Here is a 25,620-nt window from a genome sequence, read left to right as displayed (position 1 = left end):
GGTGGCGGCCACGGCCTAAATTGCCGCCCAAGACGTCAGTAGAAGTGAAGGAGAGCAGCATGGATGAGCACAAAGCCCTGGGGGTGATGCGCGCCATGGTCGACGGTGGCCAGTTGACCGATCCCGAGAGTGCGCGGGGCAAATTGCTGCAAACCGCGGCTCACCTGTTTCGCAATAAGGGCTTTGAGCGCACTACCGTACGTGATCTGGCCAGCGCGGTGGGCATCCAGTCCGGCAGCATCTTTCACCACTTCAAGAGCAAGGATGAGATCTTGCGGGCGGTGATGGAGGAAACCATTCACTACAACACCGCGATGATGCGTGCCTCGCTGGAGGAGGCAAGCAACGTGCGCGAGCGTGTGCTGGCGCTGATTCGCTGCGAGTTGCAGTCGATCATGGGCGGCAGTGGCGAGGCGATGGCGGTGCTGGTCTACGAGTGGCGTTCGCTGTCGGCCGAAGGTCAGGCCCAGGTGCTGGCATTGCGCGATGTGTATGAGCAGATCTGGCTGCAGGTGCTGGGCGAGGCCAAGGCCGCTGGCTACATCAGGGGCGATGTGTTTATCACCCGGCGCTTCCTGACAGGCGCGTTGTCCTGGACCACCACCTGGTTCCGCGCGCAGGGCAGCCTGACCCTTGAAGAACTGGCCGAAGAAGCCTTGTTGATGGTGCTGAAGTCGGACTGAAGCGCAGGCCATTAATTTGATGGCAAACGTTGTCTCTCCAGGCAAAAACGCCTAGCTTATCGCCCTCAGAGTATTCAACGGTGTGTGTCTCGATGTTTTCGCCATGGCGGCTGGCTGCAGGACTTACTTTATGGGCACTGGGCACCGCAGCGTGGACGCAGGCCGGTGCTGCGCAGTTGGTGAGAGTCGGCGCGGCGCACTTTCCGCCCTACACCATACGCCCTGAGCAAGGGGCTGACACCGGCTTGCTGCCGCAATTGGTCGAGGCCCTGAACGCTGCGCAAACCGACTATCAGTTTGTATTGGTGCCTACCTCCATCCCACGGCGTTTTCGCGATTTCGAGCAAGGCCGGGTCGACATGGCGATCTTCGAAAACCCGTCCTGGGGTTGGAAGAACATTGCCCATACCAGTGTCGACATGGGCCTGGAAGATGCAGAAATCTTCGTCGCCCAACGTCAGTCCGGCCGCGACCAGAGCTATTTCTCCGACCTCACCGGTAAACGCCTGGCGGTATTCAGCGGCTATCACTACGCCTTCGCCAACTTCAACTCCGACCCCAAGCACATGGCCGAGCACTTCAACGCCACGTTGACCTATTCCCATGACAGCAACTTGCTGATGGTCGCCCGTGGGCGCGCCGATATCGCCCTGGTCACCCGTTCGTACTTGAGTGACTTCATGGTGCGCAACGCGGACATGGCCGGGCAGTTTCTGGTGTCGGAGCGCATTGACCAGGTTTATCACCATTACGCGTTGCTGCGGCCGAAGGCACCGATCACGGGGGAGGCGTTTTCTGTATTGCTCAAGGGCCTTAGGGATAATGGTGAGATGCTGAAGATCTTCGAGCCGTATCGCATTGATGTAACACCACTGCCCTGAGTTCTCTGGGGGGGCAAAATGTGGGAGTCCCCACCCTACTTCAAACCCTGCGCGCAAACGTATCGCTATGGCTACCCGACACCTTGCGGCAATGCACCAGTGCATCACGAATCATGAAGTTCACCAGGGTCGGCGAAACCCCCAGTTCCTTGGCGATATCCTTTTGCGGCACCCCATGCAGGCGGTACATCTCGAAGGCATAGCGGGTGCGCTGGGGCAGCTCCGTCAGGGCGTCGGCGATGTTTTCCAGAGTGTTGAAATTGATGTGGGAGGTTTCCGGTGACGCGCCGTGAATAACCACATTCAAGCCTTCCTCTTCGGGCCCGGAGTATTTGAGCTCCAGGGCCTGCTTGCGGTAGTGATCGATCGCCAGGTTGCGCACGATCTGGAACAGATAACTCAGTTGGGCCTTGAACGAAGAGGTGATCGTCGGTGCCGACTGCAACCGGAAGTACGCATCCTGCACCACATCTTCGGCGCGGGAGCGGCACCCGGTAATACGTGCCGCGATCTTCACCAAAATCAGTCGATTGTCGACGAACGCCTGGAGAAGGGGTGAGTCGCACCTGCCTGTGGATACTTGTTCCGTCATGGAAATCACCTTACTGCTAATGGTTTAGGGGAGGGCGTCCCTGCTGAGGCCTCCTACACATCGGGCAACAAATTATGCTGAATGATAATGATTGTCAAATGAGAAGACGAACTAATCTTATGCCTTTATTGAAGGTGTGAACCACGTCTCGCTCGTCCCCGGCGACTAATTATTTGCCGCTGCCGTCCGTTCTTCTGGGTGACAGGCCTGTTAGTACAACGGCCAAGGATCAGCACCCGCAGGAGGACCAGATGGGTTTTTATCGTGCATTCGGCATGTTGCAGTTTGGAGTCCTCACCTCATGAGTGCGCCAACCCGGCTGCGCCTGTTTTGCCTGCCCCACTCAGGCGCCAGTGCCTCGGTCTACGCTCGCTGGCGTCGCGCCCTGCCGGATTGGCTGCACGTATGCCCGTTGGAGTTGCCGGGGCGTGGCATGCGCATGGACGAGCCGTTGCAACGCGATATCAAGGCCCTGGCCGCGCAGCTCGCAGAAGAAATCAGCCCTGACCTCGACGGCCCCTATGCCTTGTTTGGCCACAGCCTTGGCGGGTTGCTGGCGTTTGAATTGGCCCACGCTTTAAGCGCACGCAATGTGCCTGCGCCTCTGGCCCTGTTCGCCTCCGGCACTGCTGGCCCGGCGCGCCGTGATGTCAGTGAATACGCCATCGAAAAGACCGATGCCCAGCTGATCGCCCGCTTGCGGGAGTTGAAGGGCACCGCCGAAGAAGCCTTGGCCAGCCCCGAGTTGATGCAGTTGATGTTGCCGATCCTGCGCGCCGACTTCCTGCTGTGCGGCAGCTTCAGCTATGGCGAGCGCGAGCCTCTGGGCCTGCCGATCCATGTGTTCGGCGGCAAGCAGGACAGCGTGCGCGCCGACCAGTTGCTCGACTGGCAACTTGACACCGCCAGCGGCTTTTCCCTGGACATGTTTGACGGCCACCACTTCTTCCTCGTGCAACACGAAAGCGCCGTGCTGCGTTGCGTGCGCCGCTATGCCGACGAACACCTGGCCCGCTGGCGCAGCGACGCAGCGCGGCAACGGGTTGCCGTCTGATCGCTCCCCGCTGTTGATTTTCAAGTACGCCGAATTTCCCGTAAGCCGATTTCAGGCAGGAACCCCATGATGGACGCCTTCGAACTCCCCCGCACTTTAGTCCAGTCCCTTCAACGCCGTGCCGCGCAGACACCGGACCAGGTAGCTCTGCGCTTCCTGGCCGAGTCGGCCGAGCAGAGCGTGGTGCTCAGCTACCGTGACCTGGACCAACGCGCCCGCACGATCGCCGCCGCCTTGCAAGCCAGCGCCGGCCCGGGCGAGCGTGCGGTGCTGCTGTTTCCCAGCGGCCCGGACTACGTCGCGGCGTTCTTTGGTTGCCTGTACGCCGGGGTGATCGCCGTGCCGGCTTATCCACCGGAGTCCACGCGCCGCCATCACCAGGAGCGCTTGCTGTCGATCATTGCCGACGCCGAGCCGCGCCTGCTGTTGACGATTGCCAGCCTCAGCGAAGGCCTGGCGCAGATCGAAAATGCGCCGCCGGTATTGAGCGTGGACACGCTGGATGCGCAGCAGGCCGACTACTGGTTCGAACCCGCGCTGCAAGCCGACGACATCGCCTTCCTGCAATACACCTCAGGCTCCACCGCCTTGCCCAAGGGCGTGCAAGTCAGTCACGGCAACCTGGTGGCCAACGAAGTGCTGATCCGCCGTGGCTTCGGTATCGACCTCAACCCCGATGACGTGATCGTCAGCTGGCTGCCGCTGTACCACGACATGGGCCTGATCGGTGGCCTGCTGCAACCGATTTTCAGTGGCGTGCCCTGCGTGTTGATGTCGCCGGCCTACTTCCTCGGTCGCCCACTGCGTTGGCTGGAAGCGATCAGTGAATACGGCGGCACCATCAGCGGCGGCCCGGATTTCGCCTACCGGTTGTGCAGCGAGCGGGTCAGTGAGTCGGCATTGGGGCGCCTGGATTTGAGCCGTTGGCGCGTGGCCTATTCAGGCTCCGAGCCGATTCGCCTCGACACCCTGGAACGCTTCGCGGAAAAATTCGCCCCCTGCGGCTTCACCCCGAATAATTTCTTCGCCTCCTATGGTTTGGCCGAAGCAACCCTGTTTGTCGCCGGCGGCACCCGTGGCCAGGGCATTCCCGCGATGCGCATGGACGAGCAGGCGTTGGCCGCCAACCGTGCCGAGCCGGGGCAGGGCAGTGCGATCATGAGCTGCGGCACCAGCCAGCCGGACCATGCCGTGCTGATCGCCGATCCTTATACGCTCACGGAGCTTGCCGACAACTGCGTCGGTGAGCTCTGGGCCACGGGCCCGAGCATCGCCCACGGCTACTGGCGCAACCCCGAAGCCAGCGCCAAGACCTTCGTCCAGCACGCCGGCCGTACCTGGTTGCGTACCGGTGACCTGGGTTTCATCCGCGACGGTGAGGTGTATATCACCGGGCGCCTGAAGGACCTGCTGATCGTGCGCGGCCACAACCTCTACCCCCAGGACATCGAACAGACCATCGAGCGCGAAGTGGAAGTGGTACGCAAAGGCCGTGTCGCTGCCTTTGCGGTGAATGACCAAGGCCTGGAAGGCATCGGCATCGCCGCGGAAATCAGCCGCAGCGTGCAGAAAATTCTGCCGCCCGGAGCGCTGATCAAGGCGATTCGCCAAGCCGTGGCCGAGGCCTGCCAGCAAGCCCCGAGCGTGGTGGTGCTGCTCAACCCCGGTGCCTTGCCGAAGACCTCCAGCGGCAAGGTGCAACGTGCGGCCTGCGCGATTCGCCATGCCGATGGCAGCCTCGACAGCTACGCGCAATTCCCCGGTGTGCAAACGCCGGCGAGCGAGGTGGCGCTGGCGTCCGACCTGCACAACCAGATCGCGGCGATCTGGTGTGAACAACTGCAACTGACCAGCGTGGCCGCCGACGATCACTTCTTTCTGCTCGGCGGCAACTCCATCACCGCCACCCAAGTGGTCGCCCGCCTGCGCGAAACCCTAGGCCTGGAACTCAACCTGCGCCTGCTGTTCGAAGCGCCGACGCTGTCGGCATTCGCCGCGAGCGTGGCGCAATTGCAACAGGACGGCGGCGTTGCCCAGGGCGCGATCCATGCACTTTCGCGCCACGAAGACCTGCCTCAATCCCTGGCACAGAACCGCCTGTGGATCACCTGGCAGCTGGACCCTCACAGCAGCGCCTACACTATTCCGGGCGCGCTGCACCTGCGCGGCGAGCTGGATGAAGACGCGCTGCGCGCAAGCTTCCAGCAACTGATCCAGCGCCACGAAGCCTTGCGCACGCGTTTCTACGAACGCGATGGGCAGGCCTTCCAGCGTGTCGAGCCACGGGTGGATTTCACGCTGCAAGTCATCGACCTCAGCGACCTGCCGCACGCTGAGCGCGAGGCCCGTGCGCAACAGATCCGCGAAGACGAAGCACGCACCCAATTCGACCTTGAAACAGGCCCGCTGCTGTGGGTCACCCTGGTGCGCCTGGACGATGAAGAGCACCAACTGCTGGTGACGCTGCATCACATCATCGCTGACGGCTGGTCGCTGAATATCCTGATTGACGAGTTCTCGCGCCTGTACGCCGCTGCCGTGCAAGGCCAGAGCCTGGAACTGCCACCGCTGGCCTTGCACTATGCCGACTACGGCAGCTGGCAGCGCCAATGGCTGGCCGAAGGCGAAGGCCAGCACCAACTGGCGTACTGGAAGGCCCAGTTGGGTGAAGAACATCCGGCCCTGAACCTGGCCACCGATCACCCGCGTTCTGCTCTGCATCGGCACAGCGCCTCGCGCCACAGCCTGCGCCTGGATGCGCGCCTCAGCGCCGCCGTTCGCCAGACCGCCCAGGCCCATGAGTCGACCCCGTTCATGCTGCTGTTGGCAGCGTTCCAGGCCTTGCTCTATCGCTACAGTGGCCAGCGCGATATCCGCATCGGTGTGCCCAATGCCAACCGCCCGCGCCAGGAAACCCAGGGCCTGATCGGTTTCTTTATCAACACCCTGGTGCTGCGTGCCGAGCTGGATGGGCGCCTGCCGTTCAACCAACTGTTGGCGACTACCCGTGAGACGGCAATGGCCGCCCAGGCCCATCAGGACCTGCCCTTCGAACAACTGCTGGAGGCCTTCCCCCAGGCCCGCGAACAGGGCCTGTTCCAGGTGATGTTCAACCACCAGCAACGTGACCTCAGCGCCTTGCGCCGCCTGCCGGGCCTGCTCGCCGATGAGCTGCCATGGCACAGCCGCGAAGCCAAGTTCGACCTGCAACTGCACAGCGAAGAAGACCGTAACGGGCGCTTGAGCCTGTCGTTCGACTACGCCGACGAGTTGTTCGAACCCGTGACCATTCAGCGCCTGGCCGAACATTTCATCCACCTGCTGCAAGCGGTGTGCGCGCAACCCCGGCAAGCCCTTGGCGACTTGCCGTTGATGCCGGCTGACGAACAGCAACCCTGGAGCGAAGCGCCCTGTGCGCCGGCCAGGCAATGGTTGCCCGACCTGCTCAACCAGCAGACGTCGGACGCCACCGCACTGGTCTGGCAGGACGCCAGCCTGACCTTCGCCCAACTGCATACCCAGGCCAACCGCCTGGCCCATTACTTGCGCGACAAAGGCGTCGGCCCGGACGTGTGCGTGGCCATCGCCGCCGAGCGTTCGCCGCAACTGCTGATCGGCCTGCTGGCGATCATCAAGGCCGGTGGCGCCTACGTGCCGCTGGACCCGGATTACCCCACCGAGCGCCTGGCCTACATGCTCAACGACAGCGGCGTACACCTGCTGCTGACCCAGACGGCGTTGCTGGAGCAGTTGCCCACCGCCGAAGGCGTGTGCGTGATTGCCATGGACAGCCTGCACCTCGACAGCTGGCCAACCCAGGCACCGGGCCTGCACCTGCACGGCGAAAACCTTGCCTACGTGATCTACACCTCCGGCTCCACTGGCCAGCCCAAGGGCGTGGGCAACACCCATGGGGCGCTGGCCGAGCGTTTGCAGTGGATGCAGGCCACGTACCAGCTGAATGAAACCGATGTGCTGATGCAAAAGGCACCGATCAGTTTCGACGTGTCGGTGTGGGAATGCTTCTGGCCGCTGATCACCGGTTGCCGCCTGGTGCTAGCGGGGCCTGGTGAGCATCGCGACCCGCACCGCATCGCGCAGTTGGTGCAGGAACACGGCGTGACCACGCTGCACTTCGTGCCGCCGTTGTTGCAGTTGTTTATCGACGAGCCGTTGGTGGCTGAATGCACCAGCCTGCGTCGCCTGTTCTCCGGTGGCGAAGCCTTGCCCGCCGAGTTGCGTAACCGCGTACTTGCGCAACTGCCGGCGGTGCAGTTGCACAACCGTTATGGCCCGACCGAGACCGCGATCAACGTCACACATTGGCATTGCACCGCCGCGGATGGCGAGCGCTCGCCGATTGGCCGGCCGTTGGGCAATGTGATCTGCCGCGTGCTCGACGAGCAGCTCAACCCGCTGCCGGCCGGTGTGCCGGGTGAGTTGTGCATCGGCGGTATCGGCCTGGCCCGAGGTTACCTTGGCCGTGCCGGGCTGACCGCTGAACGCTTTGTCGCGGACCCCATGGGCGCGGCCGGCGCACGTCTGTACCGCACCGGGGACCGTGCGCGCTGGAATGACGATGGTGTGCTCGAATACCTCGGGCGTCTGGACCAGCAGGTCAAACTGCGCGGTTTCCGTGTGGAGCCGGAAGAAATCGAAGCGCGCCTGCTGGCCCTCGACGGCATCGCCCAAGCCGTGGTGCTGGTGCGCGATGAGCAGTTGATCGGTTACTACACCGGCCCCACCGAACTGGACGAACAGCAACTCAAGACCGCCCTGGCCGCCGAGTTGCCGGAATACATGGTGCCTGCGCTGCTGATGCGCCTGGACGCCATGCCCCTGAGCCCCAGCGGCAAGCTCGACCGCCGTGCCTTGCCGGAGCCGGTGTGGCAAACCCGCGAGCACGTCGAACCGCACACGCCTTTGCAACTGCAAATCGCCGCGATCTGGCGCGAAGTACTCGGCCTGCCACGCATCGGGCTGCGCGACGACTTCTTCGCGTTGGGCGGGCACTCGTTGCTGGCCACGCAAATCATCTCGCGCACACGCCAGGCGTGTGACGTCGAGCTGCCATTGCGCACCCTGTTCGACGCCAGCGAGTTGGGCGCCTTTGTCGAGCAGGTCGGGTTGATCCAGGCCGCGGGCCAACGTAACCAACAGACTGCAATCACCAGGGTCGACCGCAGCGCGCCGGTGCCGTTGTCCTATTCCCAGCAGCGCATGTGGTTCCTCTGGCAGATGGAACCCGACAGCCCGGCCTACAACGTTGGCGGCATGGCGCGCCTGCGCGGGGTGCTGGATGTGGGGCGTTTCGAGGCGGCGTTGCAGGCGTTGATCATGCGCCATGAAACCCTGCGCACCACCTTCCCGAGCGTCGACGGTGTGGCGTGCCAGAAGGTCGCGCCGCAGACCGGTGTGCGCATGAACTGGCAGGACTTTTCAGCGCTCAACGAAACCGAGCGCCAGCAGCGTTTGCAGCAACTGGCGGATCAAGAAGCACACACGCCATTCAACCTGGAAACCGGGCCGCTGTTGCGGGCCTGCCTGGTCAAGGCCGGCGAGCAGGAACACTACCTGGTGCTGACCCTGCACCATATCGTCACCGAAGGCTGGGCCATGGACATCTTTGCCCGTGAACTCAGCGCCTTGTACGAAGCCTTTATCGACGACCGCGACTCGCCGCTGGCGCCGTTGCCGGTGCAGTACCTCGACTACAGCGTGTGGCAGCGCCAGTGGCTGGAGTCCGGCGAGCGCCAACGCCAGCTGGATTACTGGACCGCGCAATTGGGCACTGAACACCCGCTGCTGGAACTGCCCGGCGACCGCCCGCGGCCACCGGTACAAAGCCACCAGGGCGAGCTGTACCGCTTCGACCTGAGTGATGAGTTGGCCGCGCGCGTACGCGCCTTCAATGCCGAGCGCGGCCTGACCCTGTTCATGACCATGACCGCGACCCTGGCCGTGTTGCTCTACCGCTACAGCGGCCAGACCGACCTGCGCATCGGCGCCCCCGTGGCCAACCGGATTCGCCCGGAAAGCGAAGGGCTGATCGGCGCATTCCTCAATACCCAGGTGCTGCGTTGCCAGCTCAATGGGCAAATGAATGTCGTCGAACTGTTCGAGCAGGTGCGTCACACCGTGATCGAGGGCCAGTCGCACCAGGACCTGCCGTTCGACCATCTGGTCGAAGCCCTGCAACCACCCCGCAGCGCCGCGTACAACCCGCTGTTCCAGGTGATGTGCAACGTGCAGCGCTGGGAATTCCAGCAGAGCCGTGAACTGGCAGGCATGACCGTCGAGTACCTGGCCAACGATGCGCGGGCCACCAAGTTCGACCTCAACCTGGAAGTCACCGACCTCGACCATCGCCTGGGTTGCTGCCTGACCTACAGCACCGACCTATTCGATGAGCCGCGCATTGCGCGCATGGCCGAGCATTGGCGCAACCTGCTGGAAGCCTTGATCACCAACCCGCAGCAGCGCCTCAGTGAGCTGCCGCTACTGACCGCAGATGAACAGCGTGCACTACACGACAGCCTGGGGGTTGAGAAGGGCGAGCACCGCCTCGACCAGTGCATCCATCAACTGTTCAGCCAGCAGGCCAGCCGGCGTGCCGATGCTCCGGCGCTGACCTTTGCCGGTGTGACCCTGAGTTACGCTGAACTGGATGCCCGCGCCAACCGCCTGGCCTGGATGCTGCGCGAGCGCGGCGTCGGCCCGCAGGTACGTGTCGGCCTGGCGCTGCCGCGCTCGCTGGAAATGGTCATTGGCCTGCTGGCGATCCTCAAGGCTGGTGGCGCCTACGTGCCGCTGGACCCGGAATACCCACTGGACCGCCTGCACTACATGATCGAGGACAGCGACATCGGCCTGCTGCTCAGTGATGCGGCGATGTTCGAAGCCCTCGGCGAACTGCCGGCGACGGTGGCGTGCTGGTGCCTGGAAGATGACCTGCCGGTGTTGACGAATTACCCCGCCGACGCGCTGCCGTTTGTCAGCCTGCCACAACACCAGGCGTACCTGATCTACACCTCGGGCTCCACCGGCAAACCCAAAGGCGTGGTGGTGTCCCACGGTGAAATCGCCATGCATTGCCAGGCGGTGATCGAGCGGTTTGGCATGCGTGCGGATGACTGCGAACTGCACTTTTATTCGATCAACTTCGACGCCGCCACCGAGCGTTTGCTGGTGCCGCTGCTCAGTGGTGCGCAGGTGGTATTGCGCGCCCAGGGCCAGTGGGATGCTGAAGAAATCTGTGGGCTGATTCGTACCCACCGCATCAATATTCTCGGCTTCACTCCCAGCTACGGCAGCCAGTTGGCGCAGTGGCTGGCGACCCAGCAGCAGACGTTGCCGGTGCGCATGTGCATCACCGGTGGCGAAGCGCTGACCGGCGAACACCTGCAGCGCATTCGTGCGGCGTTCACGCCCGAGGTGTTTTTCAACGCCTACGGCCCTACTGAAACGGTGGTCATGCCGTTGGCCAGTCTCGCTCCGCAGCAGTTGGAGGAGGGCGCTGGCAGCGTGCCGATTGGCAGCATCATTGGTGAGCGCGTGGCTTACATTCTCGACGCCGACCTGGCGCTGGTGCCCCAAGGCGCCAGCGGCGAGTTGTATATCGGTGGCGCCGGGCTGGCCCAGGGTTATCACCGCCGTCCGGGGATGACGGCGGAGCGCTTTGTTGCCGACCCGTTTGCCGCCAATGGCGGGCGCCTCTACCGCACTGGCGACCTGGTGCGCCAACGCGCCGATGGCCTGGTGGAATACCTGGGGCGCATCGACCATCAGGTGAAGATTCGTGGTTTCCGCATCGAACTGGGCGAGATCGAAACGCGCCTGCTGGAACATGCCGCCGTGCGCGAAGCGGTGGTGCTGGCGCTGGATGCGCCGAGTGGCAAACAGCTGGTGGCGTACCTGGTCAGCGATGCCGAACACGCTGGATTGCGCGAAGCGCTGAAGGCGCACCTCAAGGCGCAACTGCCAGACTACATGCTGCCCGCGCATTTGATCGTGCTCGACAGCATGCCGCTGACCGCCAACGGCAAGCTCGACCGCCGGGCTCTGCCGCAACCCGACCCGGAGGCCAACCGCCAACACTACGTGGCGCCACGCACCGAGCTTGAAAGTACGCTGGCGGCGATCTGGTGCGCGGTGTTGAACGTGCAGCAAGTCGGCCTCGACGATAACTTCTTTGAACTGGGCGGCGACTCGATCCTGTCGATCCAGGTGGTCAGCCGCGCACGCCAGGCCGGGATTCATTTCAGCCCCCGCGACCTGTTCCAGCACCAGACCGTGCAAACCCTGGCCGCCGTCGCCACCCGCTCGGAGCAGGTCACGGCCGAGCAAGGGCTGCTGACCGGCCGCTCGGGCCTCACGCCGATCCAGCACTGGTTCTTCGACACCGATATTCCGACGCGTCAGCACTGGAACCAGGCGTTGGTGCTCAAGCCACTGCAACTGCTCGAACCCCATCGCCTGGAGCAAGCGCTGCTGGCGGTGTTGGAACACCACGATGCGTTGCGCCTGAGCTTTACCCAGCGCGACGCGCAATGGCACGCCGAACACTTGGCCGTACCGGAAGGCGGCGTGCTGATGCAGGCCCAGGTGCGTGATATGCAGCAGTGCACCGCGCTGTTCACCGACACCCAGCGCAGCCTCGATCTGGAACACGGGCCGCTGTTGCGTGCTTTGCTGGTGGACGGCCCGCAAGGCCAGCAGCGCTTGTTGATCGCGATCCATCACTTGGTGGTGGACGGCGTGTCATGGCGCGTGTTGCTGGAAGACCTGCAAAACGTCTATCGCCAACTCAGTGAAGGCCAGTCCGTCAGCCTGCCGGCCAAGACCAGCGCGCTACGGGATTGGGCTGCGCGTTTGCAGGCGTATGCCCATAGCGAATCCCTGCGCGAAGAATTGAGCGTGTGGCAAGCACAGTTGGCCGGCCCGACCGTGGCATTGCCGGTGCAGCGCCCACAAGGCGCACTGCGCAATCGCGATGCCGACACAGTCAGCGTGCGCCTGGATGCCGAGCATACCCGTCAGTTGCTGCAACAGGCGCCGAGCACCTATCGCACCCAGGTCAACGACCTGCTGCTGACCGCCCTGGCCCGCGTACTATGCCGCTGGAGCGGGCATGCCTCGGCGCTGATCCAGCTGGAAGGCCATGGCCGCGAAACCTTGTTCGATGATATCGACCTGACCCGCAGCGTTGGCTGGTTCACCAGTGCCTATCCGTTGCGCCTGACACCGCAGGCTGGGCAGGGCGACTCGATCAAGGCGATCAAGGAGCAACTGCGTGCCTTGCCGCACAAAGGCTTGGGCTATGGCGTGCTGCGTTATCTGGCCGATGACCTGTGCAAACAGAGCATGGCCGCACTGCCGAGCGCGCAGCTCACCTTCAACTACCTTGGGCAGTTCGACCAGAGTTTTGGCACCGACGCACTGTTCCATCCGCTGGAGGAGTCCGCCGGCCTCGCCCATGATCCGGACGCACCGTTGCCCAATGAGCTGAGCGTCGACTGCCAGGTGTACGGCGGTGAGCTGGTGCTGCGCTGGACCTTCAGCCGTGAGCGGCATGATCAACGGACCATTCGCGATCTGGCCGAGGCTTACCTGGCCGAGTTGCACAGCCTGATCGCCCATTGTCTACAGGACGATGCCGGCGGCCTCACACCGTCAGATTTCCCCCTGGCGCACCTGACCCAGGCGCAACTGGATGCCTTGCCGGTACCGCCCAGCGCCATCGAGGACGTCTACCCGCTGACCCCGATGCAGGAGGGCCTGCTGCTGCACACCCTGCTGGAACCGGGCACCGGCCTGTATTACATGCAGGACCGCTACCGCATCAACAGCGCCCTGGACCCCGAACGTTTCGCCCAGGCCTGGCAAGCGGTGATCGCCCGGCATGAAGCCTTGCGCGCCTCGTTCTGCTGGAACGTTGGCGAAGACATGCTGCAAGTGATCCACAAACCCGGCAGCGCGCCGATTGAGTACCTGGACTGGAGCGCCGTTCCCGAGGCCGAGCAGGAGCCGCGTCTGCAAGCGTTGCTCAAGGCCGAACGCGAAGCCGGCTTCGACCTGCTCAACCAGGCGCCATTCCACCTGCGCCTGATCCGTGTGGGCGAGGCACGCTACTGGTTCATGATGAGCAACCACCACATCCTCATCGATGCCTGGTGTCGTTCGCTGCTGATGAATGATTTCTTCGATATCTACATGGCCCTGGGCGAGGGCCGCGAGGCGCAACTGGCCCCGCCGCCGCGCTACCGCGACTACATTGCCTGGTTGCAACGCCAGAACCTCAATGAGGCGCGCCAGTGGTGGCAGCACAACCTGCAAGGTTTCGAGCGCACCACACCGATCCCGAGCGACCGCCCATTCTTGCGCGAACACGCCGGTGGCAGCGGCGGTATGGTGGTGGGCGACTGTTACACTCGCCTCGATGCCCGTGACGGTGCGCAACTGCGCGAACTGGCCCAGGCGCACCAGCTCACCGTCAATACCTTTGCCCAGGCGGCCTGGGCCTTGGTGCTGCGCCGTTTGAGCGGCGAGCGAGACGTACTGTTCGGCGTCACCGTGGCCGGGCGCCCGGTGGAAATGCCCGAGATGCAGCGCACCGTCGGCCTGTTTATCAACAGCATCGCGCTGCGGGTGAAGCTGCCCGAGGATGGCCAGCGTTGCAGCGTGCGCCAGTGGTTGAGCGGCTTGCTCGACAGCAATATGCAACTGCGCGAGTACGAATACCTGCCGCTGGTGACCATCCAGGAGCACAGCGAATTGCCCAAGGGCCAGCCGCTGTTCGACAGCCTGTTTGTGTTTGAGAACGCGCCGGTAGAAGTCTCGGTGCTGGACCGTGCGCAAAGCCTGAACGCCACCTCGGATTCCGGCCGCACCCACACCAACTTCCCGCTCACCGCCGTGTGCTATCCAGGCGATGACCTTGGCTTGCACCTGTCCTACGACCAGCGCTACTTCGATGAAAGCACCGTGCAAGGCATGCTTGGCGAGTTCAAGCGCTTGCTGTTGGCGCTGGTGCAGGGCTTCCATGGCGACATGGCCGAGCTGCCGCTGATTGGTGAGCAGGAGCATGAATTCTTGGTGGAAGGCTGCAACCAGAGCGAGCACCGCTATCCGCTGGAACGCAGCTACGTTCAGTTGTTCGAAGAACAGGTGGCGCAGCATCCGCAGCGTATTGCCGCCAGTTGCCTCGACCAGCAATGGAGCTACGACGAGCTGAACCGCCGCAGTAACGGCCTGGGCCATGCGCTGATTGCGGCGGGTGTCGGCCTGGATCAACCGGTGGCGCTGCTGGCTGAACGTAACCTCGACCTGCTGGGCATGATCATCGGCAGCTTCAAGGCCGGTGCCGGCTACCTGCCGCTGGACCCGGGGCTGCCGAGCCAGCGCCTGAGCCGCATCATCGACCTGAGCCGCACGCCGTTGCTGGTGTGTACCGAGGCGTGCCGCGAGCAGGCCATCGAATTGCTCGAAGGGGTTGAGTGCCAGTTGCTGGTGTGGGAGGAAGTGCCCGCTCGTGGTGAGAACCCAGGTGTCTACAGCGGCCCGGACAACCTCGCCTACGTGATCTACACCTCAGGTTCTACCGGCCTGCCCAAGGGCGTGATGGTCGAACAGCGTGGGATGCTCAATAACCAGTTGAGCAAGGTGCCGTACCTGCAACTGAGCGAGACGGATGTGATCGCCCAGACCGCTTCGCAAAGTTTCGATATTTCCGTCTGGCAGTTCCTCGCCGCGCCGTTGTTTGGGGCGCGTGTGGATATTGTGCCGAACACTATTGCCCATGATCCGCAAGGCTTGCTGGAGCACGTTCAGGCACAGGGCATCAGCGTGCTGGAGAGTGTGCCGTCGCTGATCCAGGGCATGTTGGCCCAGGACCGCATCAGCCTCGACGGCCTGCGCTGGATGTTGCCTACCGGTGAAGCGATGCCACCGGAGTTGGCACACCAATGGCTGCTGCGCTATCCGCAGATTGGCCTGGTCAATGCCTACGGCCCGGCGGAATGTTCGGATGATGTGGCGTTCTTCCGCGTCGACCTGGCCTCGACCCGTGGCACTTATCTGCCGATTGGTACGCCAACCGACAACAACCGTTTGTACCTGCTTGATGGTGCCTTGGAGTTGGTACCCCAGGGCGCGGTCGGTGAGCTGTGCGTCGCTGGCATTGGGGTCGGTCGTGGCTACGTCAGCGATCCGCTGCGCACCGCCCCGGTGTTTGTGCCGAACCCATTCGGCGCACCAGGCGAGCGTCTCTACCGCACCGGCGACCTGGCGCGGCGACGCAGTGACGGCGTGTTGGAGTACGTCGGGCGTATCGACCATCAGGTGAAAATTCGCGGCTATCGCATCGAACTGGGTGAAATCGAAGCGCGCCTGCACGAACAACCGGAGGTACGCGACGCGGCGGTTGGCGTGCAGGAAGGCGTCAACGGCAAGCATCTAGTGGGTTACCTGGTAGCCGCCGACGCAACGCTCAACCCGAGCGAGCGCCTGGACCGCATCAAGCAACGCCTGCGTGCCGAACTGCCGGAATACATGGTGCCGCTGCACTGGCTATGGCTCGAGCGCCTGCCGCTCAACGCCAACGGCAAACTCGACCGCAAGGCCCTGCCAGCCTTGGAGATCGGCCAACTGCACAGCCAGGACTACCTGGCGCCGCGCAATGAACTGGAAACCACCTTGGCCGGAATTTGGGCCGAGGTACTGAAAGCCGACAGGGTAGGTGTGCAGGACAACTTCTTCGAACTGGGCGGGCACTCGTTGCTGGCTACGCAGATCGCCTCGCGGGTGCAAAAGACGTTGCAGCGCGACGTGCCGCTGCGGGCGATGTTCGAGTGCAGCACGGTGGCGGAGTTGGCCGAGTATATCGATGGGTTGGCGGCCAATGAGATCAGTGCGGAGAAGGTGGATCGGTTGAGTGATTTGATGGCGGAGTTGGAGGGGCTTTAAGGCGCAATGGCGCTGCCCGTTGGTCGGGTAGCGCCGTTTTTCTAGCGAGAACTGTCAATTTTGACAGTAGGAAAAGCTGCTTTTTTACGCTGTGATGGGTGATGTCGGTTAGGCGAACGCCTGGGGTTCGACATTCCCTGTTTGTTGAAAAGGAGCTTTTACCATGCCCAAGTCATTGCCGGATGCCCTTGATCTACCCATACCCAAGCTGGTTGAGGCCGACGAAGATGGAGAGGTCAAAGACCCCAGGGTACTGCTGAACGGAGGCACCGTCAGGGTCTGCTACGACGACATGCAGCCAACAGACCGTATCACCCTGAACTGGCCCCTGGCGGGCAGCTCTTATCCACCGATCGAGCCTCAGGATGGCGGTGGCGACGGTTGCATCAACTTTTATATCCCAGCCCAATACATAGCACTGCGGCTGGACAACTTTGCCAGGTTTACCTACACCGTCACTCGAGACGGTGAGGAGGATCAAACCTCATTGGAAGGTGAGGTAAGAATCAGCCTGCCCTACCTGCCTCAGGTGCAAGTACTCAAAACTATCAACGACGAGCTGGATCTTTCTTTGTTTTGCTGTAAAGACCCGGTTATTTGCATTCCGGCTTGGGATTTTGCCAGCACGATCCAAACGATCAACTGCTATATAAGCGGGATTCGTCCTAATGGTACCAAATTCGGTTTCTACCAATACCAGCATGAGCCGGTTACCGAGGAGGACGTACGCGATGGATGGAAACGAGTCTTGCCTCAGTCCGTGCTCCGGCAGTTCAAGCATGACAGTGAGCTGTATATTTTTTGCACTGTTCGCTTCAGTGCGGTTACACCCTACAGGGGCTTCCCAGGGAGGACCTATACGTTGCTCACCGAGCCTCATCTGGACCTGTCGCCGCCCAAGCTGGAGGAAGCGGTGCAGACCGAGTTCGGCTGGGTCCTCAACCCCGTAAACGCGGTTAACGGTGCGCATCTCGTTGTGGCGAAAGGGAGCCTGTGCAGCGACGATACGGTGTGCCCGACGCTCTCCGGCACGCCGGGGCCAGGTTCGCCGCCACTGGAGTGCCGCTCAGTAGGCGAAGGTGGAACCCGTCTTGTGTTTTCAGTACCGCCCTCGGCGATCCGCGCCAACTTTGAGCAAGATATCAAGTTGGCCTACAGCGTCACGCGCTGCGATGGCAGCCGATGGCCATCCCCCGAGCGGACGGTCAAAGTACTTGGCATCAGTGGTTTGCTTAGGCCAAAAATCGCGCAGGTCACTGGCACAGTGCTGGACCTCAATACCTTTAACGATGACGCAACAGGTGAGGTGCCCATTTGGAGTTACGCCCAGAAGGACGATTGCTGCTGGATGTGGATCATTGGCGTATCGGAAGACGGTCGCGCCTGCCGAATCGATGTGCTGGAGGGTGAGCCGCTGACGCCCGCCTGGTTGCAGGGTTGCGTCGAGGCGCCGATCTCCCGTGCAGCTCTGCAAAAACTGGCGGATTGCAGCGAGTTTGAATTGCATTTCGCGGCAAACTTTAATGGCGCATGCGAGCTGGAGACCGCCGTCGAATTCCCTGTACGGTACTACACCATCGAGCAGGAGGCGTTGGTACTTCCATGCCCGACAGTATGTGAAGCGTTAGGTGATCAACTGACGATCTGGAACGGCCGCAACGGCGTGAAGGTTCGGGTGAAGTATGAGGGGATCAGCCGTCACCATATGATCCAGGCGAAGTGGATCAAGGCGGACGGCACGAGCCTGCCGTTGGAATCAAAACCGGGCAACAGTGATCCGGGCTATGTTGATTTTGCGATCCCGCGTGAAGCGGTGATTCAGGGCGCAGGTAAAACCATCCTGATCAATTACATAGTGACCAGTACTTGTAAGTTGGCGCCGTCGAAGACGCTTGAGCTAAAGATCAGTGTGCCGACCCGGTTGCCGACCCCCGTAGTGCGTCAGGCGACGCCACCCGCCACTCAAGACGGCATTCTGGATTTACGCACTTTTACCGGGGACGCCGACATTGACGTCGAGAAATGGTGGTTTATTCTCCTGAAGCAAATAGGCTGGATGCGTGGGGGCGGGGTCCTGCAAAACGGCAATCCTTACTCGTTTGATGTGTATCTGACGAAACCCGTAACGGACGTCGATGAGGGGATGATGGATATCGTGCTGCGATCCCACCTGGCCGTCTTGAAGAGTGGCTCTCACTTGACCTTCATCTTCAACGCCACACCAGACGGCAGTACGAATGAAAGTAACGCGATTACCTTCCCATCGTTGCGGCTTATCTTTCTCGCCGGCTACTACGATTTCACGACGTTTGACGGTGGCAATCGCAACGGCTGGTTGGATGGTGCGGCGTCCCAAGGCGAAAACAGATACACCACGGTATTTAGTAAATCGTGCATCGTAAACGGCACCGCCAGCTCAGGCACGGCGGGCATCATTTTATATAAAGACGTTACTGGGCTTGAGGTGGGGCGTAGCTATCGTTTCAGCATGCTCGGCTGTACCTATAATGGGGCTGCCCCGTTACCACAGTTGTCGCTGCGGACTAATGCCGGTGCCGTTACCGCAGTAACAACATTCACGGCCATGGCATGGAGAAAAATAGAGGGGACTTTCGTAGCGTCCAGTTCATCCATGCAACTGCAAGTTGTGTCTCATCTCGCTTCGGGGGCAAGCGGTAACGACTTTGCGATGACGGACCTCTTGGTGGAGGATTTATAAGTCGTGATAAAAACCTGATTGCAAACGCTCCCGTCATTGGCGGGAGCGTTTTGCGTCTACTTACTGCCCAAAATCTTCACCAACTTCTCCGGCGAAGGCGCCCCTTGCTGCTGCTGCAACCCACCCTTGTCATCCAGATAGAAAATCGCCGGCGTCGCCGACAACTCCAGCTCATCCATCAACTTCATATTGGCATCGAGCTTGGCCTCGACATCGGCCGGGATCTTTTCCAGGGCCTTGAGCTTGCTGCCCTTGCCGGCGGCTTCGTGTTCCTGCAGGGCTTTTTGCGGGTCTTTGGCGGCGAGCAGGGCGGCGGATTTACCTGGGCTGTCTTCGCGGATGATGCCGACCATGATGTGGCGCAACTGCACCTTGCCGGCCTTGACCCATGGGCGCGCCTGTTCCCAGAACATGTTGCAGTACGGGCAGTTGGGGTCGCTGAACAGGTAAACGGTGCGCGGGGCGTTTTTATCGCCGTCCTGGATCCAGCTGCTTTTTTCCATCTTGGCCCAGACTTCCTTGGCCATTGGCGCGTACACCAGCTTTTCCAGGGGCGCGGTGCTCAGGTCATTGCCCTGGGCGTCGTACAGGTTGCCGGCGATCACGTGCTTGCCGTCGGCGGTCAGGTACAGCGCCATGCCTCGGTTCTGGTACTGCGCGGCGTAGCCGGTGAGGCCGCTGGGGGCGTCGAATGTGCCGATGATCTTGGCGCCCTTGGCTTCGATCTGCTTGATCGGCGCCGGCCAGTCTTCGGCGTGTGCCAGGGTGGCAGCGAGCGTCAAAGGCAGCAGGGTCAGCAAGTGGCGGAGGCGAGGCATGTCGGTTTCCTTGTTGTGGCGTTGTCGAAGGGTTCCATGGCGCGGGCCAGGCTGGCGTCGGATAGTTCGCCCAGGTGGCTGTTGATCAGGCGCCCATCGGCTTGGTAGAACAGCGTGGTCGGCAGCGCCATGGAACCCACGGCCTGGCCGAGGCGGCCGCTGGCGTCGAACAGCACGTTATCGAGATTCAGGCCCTGGGTGGCCAGGTAGGTGCTGACGCTTTGCATGCTTTCGGCCTGGTTGACGAACAGGAAGGTCACGTCGGGGCGCAGGCGCTGGGCGCTTTCCAGCACCGGCATTTCGCGACGGCACGGCGGGCACCATGTAGCCCACAGGTTGATCACCAGCGGCCCGCCCTGGTAGTCCGCCAGTTGCACCACCTCGCCATTGGCATTGCGCAAGGTGATGTCCGGCAGGCGGGTGCCTTTTTCGTAAACGCTGAGGGACAGGCTGGCCATGCCCCAGAACACCAGGCCGGTGATCACCCCGGCGCAGAGCGGCTTGCGCAAGGCCGGGCGACGCCAGCCATACGCCAGCGCACCGAGCACCAGCGCGATAATCCCGGGCCACGCAAGAAAGCCACCGTCGCGCAAGTCGACCATCTCGACCCAGTCGTTGCTGTAATAACTCCAGTACATCAACACAAAGCTGACACGGGCGGCGAGCATGCCCAGCAGGAACAGGCTGAACAGCACCGACTCAGGGTTCTCACCGCCGCGCTTGGCTACGCGCCAGCCCACCAGGGTGGCGAGAATCAGCGCGCTGATCAGCAGCAGATGATTCAGGGCAATGGCGAAGGTGCCGATGGTGAAGGTCAGCATCAGAGCGCGTTCCGTGTCTGGGTCCAGCGTTGCAGGAAGGCAGCCGCATCCACTTCGCCGGTGATGCGTTGGGCGCGGCGTTCGTCACCGTCCGGGCCGATCCACACGAAACTCGGCGGCCCCGGCACTTTGTAACGGCCCAGCAGCTCGCGGCTGGCGGCGTTGTCGGCGGTGACGTCGAGGCGCACCAGGCGTACGTCTTTGAGTGCGTCCATCACTTCGGGTTTGCCGAAGACCTGTTTCTCCATGATCTTGCACGACACGCACCAGTCGGCGTAGTAGTCCACCAGTACCCATTGGCCCTGCGCCTTGGCGCTGTCGAGTTGGCTTTGCAGCGCGGCCGGGTCATTGATGGTCATGAACGCATCATGGGCGCTCGGTGTACTGGCGGCCCGCGAGCCGCTGTAGACCTTCAACGGTTGCCACAGCTCATCGCTGCCACCCGCTGCACCCACCACCAGCACCGCGCCCCACAGGCCCAATACCAGGGAGCCGGCGCCGAAGACCTTGGCCGCCAGGCCGAACTCACGGGCCAGCGTCCAGCCGCAGTAGGCCATCACCAGCGCCAGGGCGCCCCACAAGCCGATCCACAGGCTGTCGTCGACCACGGGGCGAATCATCAGCACGGCGGTACCCAGGAACAGGAAGCCGAAGATGCCCTTGAGCACATTCATCCAGGTGCCCGGCTTGGGCAGGAAGCGGTTGCCCACAGTGACCAGCAACAACAGCGGAATACCGATACCGATACCCATGGCGAACAGGATCAGGCCACCGTGCAACGCATTGCCGCTCTGGGCGATATACAGCAGGGCGCCGGCCAGGGGCGCAGTCATGCACGGGCCCACCAGCAGGCCGGACAGCGCGCCGAGTACCCCAGCACCCACCAGGCTGCCGCCGCTTTGCTGACGGCTGACGTTATCGAGACGGTCACGCAGGAAGGCGGGCAGTTGCAGTTCAAAGACGCCGAACATCGGCAGGGCGAGCACCACAAACAAGGCGGCAAAACTACCCAGGATCCATGGGGTTTGCAGCAGTGCGGCGAGGTTGGCGCCGAGCAATGCGGCCACCACACCCAGGGCCGCATACACCAGCGCCATGCACACCACGTAGCTGCCGGCCAGGGCAAAGCCACGACGCGGGCTGGCGCCACTGCCGACTACCAGGCCGGCGAGAATCGGCAGCATCGGCAACGAGCAGGGTGCAAACGCTAATAGCAGGCCCAGGCCAAAGAACACCAGCAGGCTCCAGCCCAGGCTGCGCTGTTGCAGGCCGCTGGCCAGGCTTTGGTCCTGGGCCTGCGCGGTAGCGGCTACAGCCGGGTTGCCGCCCAGGTCTACGGTAATCGACTGTGGCGGATAGCACAGGCCTGCATCGGCACAGCCCTGCCAGCCCAGCTTGACCTGGCCAGTGGCGCCGGCGGGGATCTTCACCTCCAGGCCCTGGCGGTACACTTGCTGCTCGCCGAAGAACTCATCGCTATGGGCTTCACCCTGAGGCAGCACCGGCTGTTCGGCGAGACCGTCGAACTTCATGCGTTGCTGGTACAGGTAGTAACCGTCGGCAATCTGCCAATACAGTTGTGTCTCGCCACTTTCAAGACGTTCAGAGGTAAAGGTGAAGGCTTTGCCCACCGGGAGAAAGTCGGGTTTGGTTTCGAAGGGACTGCCCGGCGCTGCCTGGGCGAATCCTGCGAACAACACCAGCAGAAAGGTCAATAGATGCCGCATGGTCAAGCCTTAGTTCGATGCAAGTGAGGCACACAATGTGTGGCGTTGATTAACCGATGATTAACCGGGGCTATTCTAAAGTGTAGGGATTGTCCGAGCTTGCTTCTTTTCGCGGCATAATCGGCGCTTAATCCGCTGCACTTTTAATCCTCCCATCTTTCATGAAGGGTTCACCATGCACGTACTGGTCTGTGAAGACGACGAACTGATCGCCAGCGGCGTCGTGGCCGGCCTTACTGCCCAGGGCTTCACGGTGGAGCGCGTGGCCACAGCCTCGGCAGCGCGGGCGATGCTCAAGGCAGCGGCCTTCGACATCATGGTGCTCGACCTCGGCCTGCCCGACGAAGACGGCCTCAAGCTGCTGCAACAACAGCGCAGCCAGGGGTTGGAGATCCCGGTGCTGATCCTCACTGCGCGGGACTCGGTGACCAACCGTGTCGATGGCCTGCAAGCCGGCGCCGATGACTACCTGCTCAAGCCCTTCGACCTGCGTGAACTCGCGGCTCGCCTGCAAACCCTGTTGCGCCGGGTGGCAGGGCGTAGCGTCAACCTGATCGAACATGGTCGCCTGGCCTACGACCCCAGCAGCCGCGAGACTTTCCTGGGTGGCCAACCGGTGGACCTGTCCCGTCGCGAACAGGCGCTGTTGCAGGCGTTGCTGCATAACAAGGGCCGCGTGCTGTCCAGCGAACAGCTCAAGGACAGCGTCTACGGCTTCAATGACGAGCTCGAAAGCAATGCGCTCAACGTGCATATCCACCACCTGCGGCGCAAATTGGGCAACGGTATCGTCGAAACCGTCCGGGGCCTGGGCTATCGCCTGGGCCCGGCGGATGCTGGAGAGAACACCCAGTGATGAGCTTGCGCCTGCGCCTGACGTTCAAGCTGGGCGCCGCCTTTGTGCTTATCTGGGTGCTGGCGGCAGCCTGGATGCTCAACGATTTGCGCAACCAGATGATGTTTTCCCTCGACCAGCGCCTGGTGGCCTCGGCGCGCATGGTGGCGGGGCTGACCGAGCAGATGCCGGGTTTGGCCAGTGTCAGCGCCGGTACGCATTTGCGCGCCGAACAACTGAATGTGCCGGGTGGCATGGCTTGCCAGGTCAGCTCTCTACGCGGTGAGATCCTGGCGCGCAGCCACACCACGCCCGAGGAGGGGCTGGAGTCGCGCAAGAGTGGGTTTCGTGACCAGGTCATCGATGGTGTGGGCTGGCGCAGTTTCACGTTGTCCCGTGGTGACTTGCTGATTACCACCGCCGACCGCCAGGTGGAGCGCGAAGCTCTCAACCTGTCGATACTGCTGGCTGCCTCGGTGCCGGTCGGCGTGGCCTTGCTGGGGTGCCTGTGCCTGCTGTGGTTGGGTATCGGCCAGAGCCTGGTGCCGCTCAATCGCATGCGTGACGCCTTGATGCGCCGCAGTGCCGATTCCCTTGAGCCCCTACAGATTCACCCGTTGCCCAGCGAGCTCAAGCCGCTGCTCGACACCCAGAACCAATTGCTGCAACGCATTGCCAAGACCATCGAGCGCGAACGCCGCCTTACCGGAGACGCCGCTCATGAGCTACGCAGCCCATTGACGGCCATCAAGACTCACCTGCAAGTGGCACGCATGACCGAGGGCGCGGCCCGCGACCAGTCCCTGGCCCACGCGGAGGAAGGCGCTGACCGTCTGCATCGCACCTTGGAGCAACTGTTGCTGCTGGCGCGGGTGGAGGGCAGCCTGTCGTTTGACGATGGCGTGCAGTCCAGTGCCGAGGAAGTGGCACGGCTGGCGATCCAGGACGCCAACGCCGGTGACAATCGTCGGATCGACCTGATCTTGACGAACGATCTTTCCGACCGCCCGTTGGAAATGCCCGTGGGCCTGGCCGTCGCCGCCTTGCGCAACCTGCTGGACAATGCCTTGCGCCATACCCCGGCCGATACCCGGGTGGAACTGAGCGTGTCCAGCAACGCTCAACACGTGGTTTTCCGCGTGCGTGACCATGGCAAGCAGATCTCCAGCGAAGACCTGCAATACCTCACCCAGCGTTTCTGGCGCAATGGCAACAGCGAAGGCTGTGGCCTGGGCCTGGCCATCGTCCAGGCGATTGTGCAGCGCTGCTCCTGCTCGTTGACATTCGACAGCCAGCCGGACGGCTTGCGGGTTGACCTGGGTATGCCGCTGCGTCGCTGAACCTTCTTTTCACGTGCCAAATAATTACCGCCCGCCTGAAATTCAACCCTTCAGGATGGCGGTAATTTTTTGCGCTTGAACGGGCCGAATGAGTCGGCCTGAATTGAAAAGGACGGTTCTTATGTTGGTTATCGATACCAGTTTCCCTGCCAAGGATTTCAACGACCGCGACGGCGAATCCGTGCGGCAGATCATCCTGCACTACACGGCGGCGCCCTTTGCTTCATCCCTGGGCACCCTGACTCAAGATGGCGTCAGCGCCCACTACCTGCTGCCCGATCCCGATGAACCCAGCTACCGCGCTGCGGGTTATGAAGAGTTACGCGTGTTTCGCCTGGTGGACGAAGGCAAGCGCGCCTGGCATGCGGGGGTGAGCTATTGGGGCGGGAGGGGCAATCTTAACGGCCGATCGATTGGCATTGAGGTCGTTAACCTGGCGCGGGATGACGCGGGTGCATTTACCTTTCCTCAGTACCCTGAAGAGCAGATTGACGTGTTGGTTGCGTTGGTTCGCGACATTCTCGGGCGTTATCCGCAGATTGGGCCGACCGACATTCTCGGGCATTCAGACGTGGCCTATTGGCGCAAGAGCGATCCCGGGCCTCGGTTGCCCTGGCATTTTCTGCATGAAGCCGGAGTAGGCGCCTGGTTTGATGAGCCGACCCGGGCGATGTACCAGCGTCGCTTTTGTGTCGGCTTGCCGCCAGAGGTCGAGGTGGAGCGGGCGTTTCAGCGCTACGGATATAAGCCGGCGCAGAACCGGCAGGCATTTGAGCGGCGAACCCGGGCGTTTCAGATGCACTTTCGGCCGAGGGATTATTGTGGATTCCTGGATGCAGAGACTTGCGCGATCTTGTATGCGCTTAACGAAAAATACCGCGGAATTTGACTCGAGCGCTGTTCAAATGTGGGAGGGGGCTTGCTCCCGATGGCGGCCTCAGGACCGACCAGGATGTTGGATCAGGCCGAGTACATATCCGTTGCTGCGGTAACGGCCGCTTATGGTTTCGCTCTTACAGCGACTCACTTTTGGAAAGGCCCCAAAGTAAGCAAAAGGCCTTCGCCGGTATGACTCACCCACATGGGTTACAAATCAGTTCACGCACATAGGTAACAGTTTTTAACTGGCAGGGTCGATTTCGCGAGGATCTGACCATGCCCTGGAAAGAGCTGAAACCTATGGACCT

General features: G+C 62.2%; 12 protein-coding genes. 8 read left to right on the top strand and 4 right to left on the bottom strand.

Annotated elements, in window-relative coordinates; translation table 11 throughout:
• The first annotated feature begins 59 nt into the window (after positions 1–59).
• Both JFT66_RS28625 and JFT66_RS28620 read left to right on the top strand, forming a co-directional pair.
• On the top strand, positions 60–683 hold the full coding sequence (locus JFT66_RS28625) for a TetR/AcrR family transcriptional regulator (RefSeq protein WP_153838086.1): 624 nt from the start codon (positions 60–62) through the stop codon (positions 681–683).
• 92 nt (positions 684–775) lie between these two features.
• Positions 776–1,564 (top strand): substrate-binding periplasmic protein, encoded by a 789-nt coding sequence (locus JFT66_RS28620; protein WP_034117026.1) that lies wholly within the window; start codon positions 776–778, stop codon positions 1,562–1,564.
• A gap of 40 nt (positions 1,565–1,604) precedes the next feature.
• Here the strand turns inward: JFT66_RS28620 and JFT66_RS28615 are convergent, their stop codons facing one another.
• Positions 1,605–2,156, bottom strand: a complete 552-nt coding sequence (locus tag JFT66_RS28615) for an RNA polymerase factor sigma-70 (RefSeq protein WP_034117025.1) — start codon at positions 2,154–2,156, stop codon at positions 1,605–1,607.
• A gap of 301 nt (positions 2,157–2,457) precedes the next feature.
• On the opposite strand from JFT66_RS28615, the gene JFT66_RS28610 reads away from it, so the two are divergent.
• The 3 genes from JFT66_RS28610 to JFT66_RS28600 all read left to right on the top strand — a co-directional run bounded on the left by JFT66_RS28610 (position 2,458) and on the right by JFT66_RS28600 (position 18,892).
• The gene (locus tag JFT66_RS28610; protein WP_034117024.1) at positions 2,458–3,210 is read left to right on the top strand and encodes a thioesterase II family protein; all 753 of its coding nucleotides are present in this window, start codon (positions 2,458–2,460) and stop codon (positions 3,208–3,210) included.
• A 66-nt stretch (positions 3,211–3,276) separates the two neighbouring features.
• Positions 3,277–16,173, top strand: a complete 12,897-nt coding sequence (locus tag JFT66_RS28605; protein WP_198860559.1) for a non-ribosomal peptide synthetase — start codon at positions 3,277–3,279, stop codon at positions 16,171–16,173.
• Positions 16,174–16,336: 163 nt separating this feature from the next.
• Positions 16,337–18,892, top strand: coding sequence for a hypothetical protein (locus tag JFT66_RS28600; protein WP_034117022.1), 2,556 nt, complete (start codon positions 16,337–16,339; stop codon positions 18,890–18,892).
• A gap of 56 nt (positions 18,893–18,948) precedes the next feature.
• Here JFT66_RS28600 and dsbG read toward each other — a convergent pair whose 3' ends face one another.
• The 3 genes from dsbG to dsbD are packed head-to-tail and all read right to left on the bottom strand — an operon-like array spanning position 18,949 to position 22,258.
• Entirely contained in the window at positions 18,949–19,710 is a 762-nt protein-coding gene (gene dsbG, locus JFT66_RS28595) for a thiol:disulfide interchange protein DsbG (RefSeq protein WP_034117020.1), read from the bottom strand.
• Positions 19,686–20,531, bottom strand: a complete 846-nt coding sequence (locus JFT66_RS28590) for a TlpA disulfide reductase family protein (protein ID WP_034117019.1) — start codon at positions 20,529–20,531, stop codon at positions 19,686–19,688. Before JFT66_RS28590 ends, dsbG begins: the two co-directional genes overlap by 25 nt.
• Complete coding sequence (gene dsbD / locus JFT66_RS28585) at positions 20,531–22,258, bottom strand: protein-disulfide reductase DsbD (protein WP_034117018.1); 1,728 nt, start codon at positions 22,256–22,258, stop codon at positions 20,531–20,533. The genes JFT66_RS28590 and dsbD overlap by 1 nt, the downstream gene beginning before the upstream one ends.
• A 175-nt stretch (positions 22,259–22,433) precedes the next feature.
• Between dsbD and JFT66_RS28580 the strand changes: the two genes are divergently transcribed.
• From JFT66_RS28580 to JFT66_RS28570, 3 genes are all read left to right on the top strand, one after another.
• Positions 22,434–23,114, top strand: coding sequence for a response regulator (locus JFT66_RS28580; RefSeq protein ID WP_034117017.1), 681 nt, complete (start codon positions 22,434–22,436; stop codon positions 23,112–23,114).
• Positions 23,114–24,433 carry a sensor histidine kinase gene (locus JFT66_RS28575; RefSeq protein ID WP_034117016.1) on the top strand — a complete coding sequence of 440 codons (1,320 nt, stop codon included), beginning with the start codon at positions 23,114–23,116 and terminating at the stop codon, positions 24,431–24,433. The genes JFT66_RS28580 and JFT66_RS28575 overlap by 1 nt, the downstream gene beginning before the upstream one ends.
• Positions 24,434–24,554: 121 nt before the next feature.
• The gene (locus tag JFT66_RS28570; protein ID WP_034117014.1) at positions 24,555–25,322 is read left to right on the top strand and encodes an N-acetylmuramoyl-L-alanine amidase; all 768 of its coding nucleotides are present in this window, start codon (positions 24,555–24,557) and stop codon (positions 25,320–25,322) included.
• Positions 25,323–25,620: the final 298 nt, after the last annotated feature.

Origin of the sequence: Pseudomonas sp. MF6755 (assembly GCF_016405635.1) — a bacterium.
Taxonomy (GTDB): domain Bacteria; phylum Pseudomonadota; class Gammaproteobacteria; order Pseudomonadales; family Pseudomonadaceae; genus Aquipseudomonas; species Aquipseudomonas haemolytica.
Note: the sequence above shows the minus strand (reverse complement) of the source record. Positions and strands in the feature narration are given on the sequence as shown.

Coding starts and splice junctions, on each gene's coding strand:
- JFT66_RS28625 (WP_153838086.1), top strand. CDS start 60: ATGGATGAGCACAAAGCCCTGGGGGTGATGCGCGCCATGGTCGACGGT.
- JFT66_RS28620 (WP_034117026.1), top strand. CDS start 776: ATGTTTTCGCCATGGCGGCTGGCTGCAGGACTTACTTTATGGGCACTG.
- JFT66_RS28615 (WP_034117025.1), bottom strand. CDS start 2,156: ATGACGGAACAAGTATCCACAGGCAGGTGCGACTCACCCCTTCTCCAG.
- JFT66_RS28610 (WP_034117024.1), top strand. CDS start 2,458: ATGAGTGCGCCAACCCGGCTGCGCCTGTTTTGCCTGCCCCACTCAGGC.
- JFT66_RS28605 (WP_198860559.1), top strand. CDS start 3,277: ATGATGGACGCCTTCGAACTCCCCCGCACTTTAGTCCAGTCCCTTCAA.
- JFT66_RS28600 (WP_034117022.1), top strand. CDS start 16,337: ATGCCCAAGTCATTGCCGGATGCCCTTGATCTACCCATACCCAAGCTG.
- dsbG (WP_034117020.1), bottom strand. CDS start 19,710: ATGCCTCGCCTCCGCCACTTGCTGACCCTGCTGCCTTTGACGCTCGCT.
- JFT66_RS28590 (WP_034117019.1), bottom strand. CDS start 20,531: ATGCTGACCTTCACCATCGGCACCTTCGCCATTGCCCTGAATCATCTG.
- dsbD (WP_034117018.1), bottom strand. CDS start 22,258: ATGCGGCATCTATTGACCTTTCTGCTGGTGTTGTTCGCAGGATTCGCC.
- JFT66_RS28580 (WP_034117017.1), top strand. CDS start 22,434: ATGCACGTACTGGTCTGTGAAGACGACGAACTGATCGCCAGCGGCGTC.
- JFT66_RS28575 (WP_034117016.1), top strand. CDS start 23,114: ATGAGCTTGCGCCTGCGCCTGACGTTCAAGCTGGGCGCCGCCTTTGTG.
- JFT66_RS28570 (WP_034117014.1), top strand. CDS start 24,555: ATGTTGGTTATCGATACCAGTTTCCCTGCCAAGGATTTCAACGACCGC.